This window comes from Hydrogenophaga sp., assembly GCF_041633695.1.
GTDB lineage: Bacteria > Pseudomonadota > Gammaproteobacteria > Burkholderiales > Burkholderiaceae_C > Hydrogenophaga.
In genome coordinates, this window is sequence record NZ_JBFJMY010000646.1 from 1 (window position 1) to 1848 (window position 1848).

Here is a 1848-nt window from a genome sequence, read left to right on the forward strand (position 1 = left end):
AAGGTGGCCACGCCAGCGATGGCGGCGCTGCCGCGCAAGGCTTTCCATTCGGCGCTCATGCGGCGTCTCCTGGCGCGGCGTCAAACACCACCAGGCCGCGTCCGTCGCTCAGTTGCACGCGGGCTTTCACGCGTTGCCCAATGTGCACCGCTTGCGGTGGCAGATCGTCTACCCGGCTCATCAGGCGCACGCCTTCGTCCAGATCGATCAGCGACACGTTGTAGTCGCCGCCGGCCTCGGCCTTGCGTCGAACGGTGGTCACGGCGTACACCGTGCCATGGCCCGAGGGCGCCACCCAGTTGAGCGGCGCAGCGCCGCAATGCGGGCAGAGCTCGCGCGGGAAATACACGTGCTGTTGGCAAGCCGGGCAGTGCTGGATCAGGAAGTTGCCCTGATCCAGTTCGCTCTGGTGATGGGCTTGGACGCCGGTGGGCGTTGAGGTCGAATTCATGGATGTGCTCCGTTTCAGACCGGGTCCCAGCTGAACACGTCGGCGGAGCGGTCCAGTGGGTAGAACATGGCCTTGAGGGCGGGCAGCGCGTGGCTGGCCACGGTGGCCGGGCTCCAGCCTTCCGAGCGGTGCACCGAGCGCACCGGCCGCGGCTGGCTCATGAGAAAGATCTCGTTGTTGCGCACGGCAAAAACCTGTCCGTTGGCTTCGCGCGCTTCGTCGCTGGCCAGACACACCACCAGCGGTGCGATCTTGGCGGGCGTCATCTGCTTGATGCGATCAACACGCGCCTGTTCTTCGGGGGTGTCGGTCGGGATGGCGCCAATCATGCGGCTCCAGGCGAAGGGCGCGATGCAGTTGGAGCGCACGTTGAAACGCTCCATGTCCAGCGCGATGGACTTGGACAAGGCCGTCACGCCGAGCTTGGCCGCCGAGTAGTTCGCCTGCCCCAGGTTGCCAATCAGGCCGGAGGTGGACGTCATGTGGATGTAGTTGCCCGAAGCTTGTGCCTTGAAGTGCGGTGCGGCGGCGCGGCTGACGTGGTACGCGCCGTACAAATGCACCTTGATCACCGCATCCCATTCGTCCACGCCCATCTTGTGGAAAAAGCGGTCGCGCAGAATCCCGGCGTTGTTCACCACCACGTCAATGCGGCCAAAGGAGTCGAGCGCGCTTTCGATGATGTGCCCGGCGCTGGCGGCTTCCGACACGCTGTCGGTGTTGGCCACGGCCTCGCCGCCCAGGGCTTTTATTTCGTTGACCACGCTCTGGGCTGGTCCCGCGTCGGCGCCTTCGCCCGACACCGAAGCGCCGATGTCATTGACCACGACCTTGGCGCCTTCGCGGGCCATAGCCAGTGCGATGTCGCGGCCGATGCCGCCACCGGCACCGGTCACCACGACCACCTTGCCTTCAACCATGCCTGTGTTCTTGCTCATCGGACTCTCCTGTGTGTTTGTGATGCGGTGGGCTATGGCTGTGTCGGCCACTGGAACAAGGGCGGCTCCTTGTTCAGAAAGCGCTGCACCGCTTCGCGGTGGTAGGGCGTGCCGGCGGCCAGTGCCTGGCCAGAGGCTTCCATTTCCAGCAAGGTGGCCAGATCTTGCGCTGGGGATGCCAGGGTGCGCTTGATCAGGCTGACGGCGGTGGGCGAGGCCTGCACCAGGGTGGTCGCCATGGCCCGCGCCCGGCTCATCAAGGCGTCGGGTTCGTGCAGTTCCAGAACGATGCCCAGTTGCAGGGCTTCGGTCGCGCTCACATTGCGTGCCGACAGCATGAGTTCACGCGCCCTTTGCGCGCCGACGATGCGCGGCAAGGTGTAGAAGGCGGCGCAGTCGGGCACCAGGCCCACTTTCATGAACGACATGCAGAAATGCGCGCGTGGCGTGGCCAGCACG

The 1848-nt window shown here is 65.3% G+C and carries 3 protein-coding genes; all 3 read right to left on the bottom strand.

The genetic code is table 11. The features are described from left to right. Nucleotides 1-55: 55 nt before the first annotated feature. On the bottom strand, nt 56-451 hold the full coding sequence (locus ABYB95_RS22765) for a Zn-ribbon domain-containing OB-fold protein (RefSeq protein WP_372662399.1): 396 nt from the start codon (nt 449-451) through the stop codon (nt 56-58). Nucleotides 452-465: 14 nt separating this feature from the next. Next, entirely contained in the window at nt 466-1371 is a 906-nt protein-coding gene (locus ABYB95_RS22770; RefSeq protein ID WP_372662405.1) for an SDR family NAD(P)-dependent oxidoreductase, read from the bottom strand. A gap of 50 nt (nt 1372-1421) precedes the next feature. Next, the coding region (locus ABYB95_RS22775; protein WP_372662402.1) for an enoyl-CoA hydratase/isomerase family protein at nt 1422-1848 on the bottom strand (427 nt) is incomplete at its 5' end.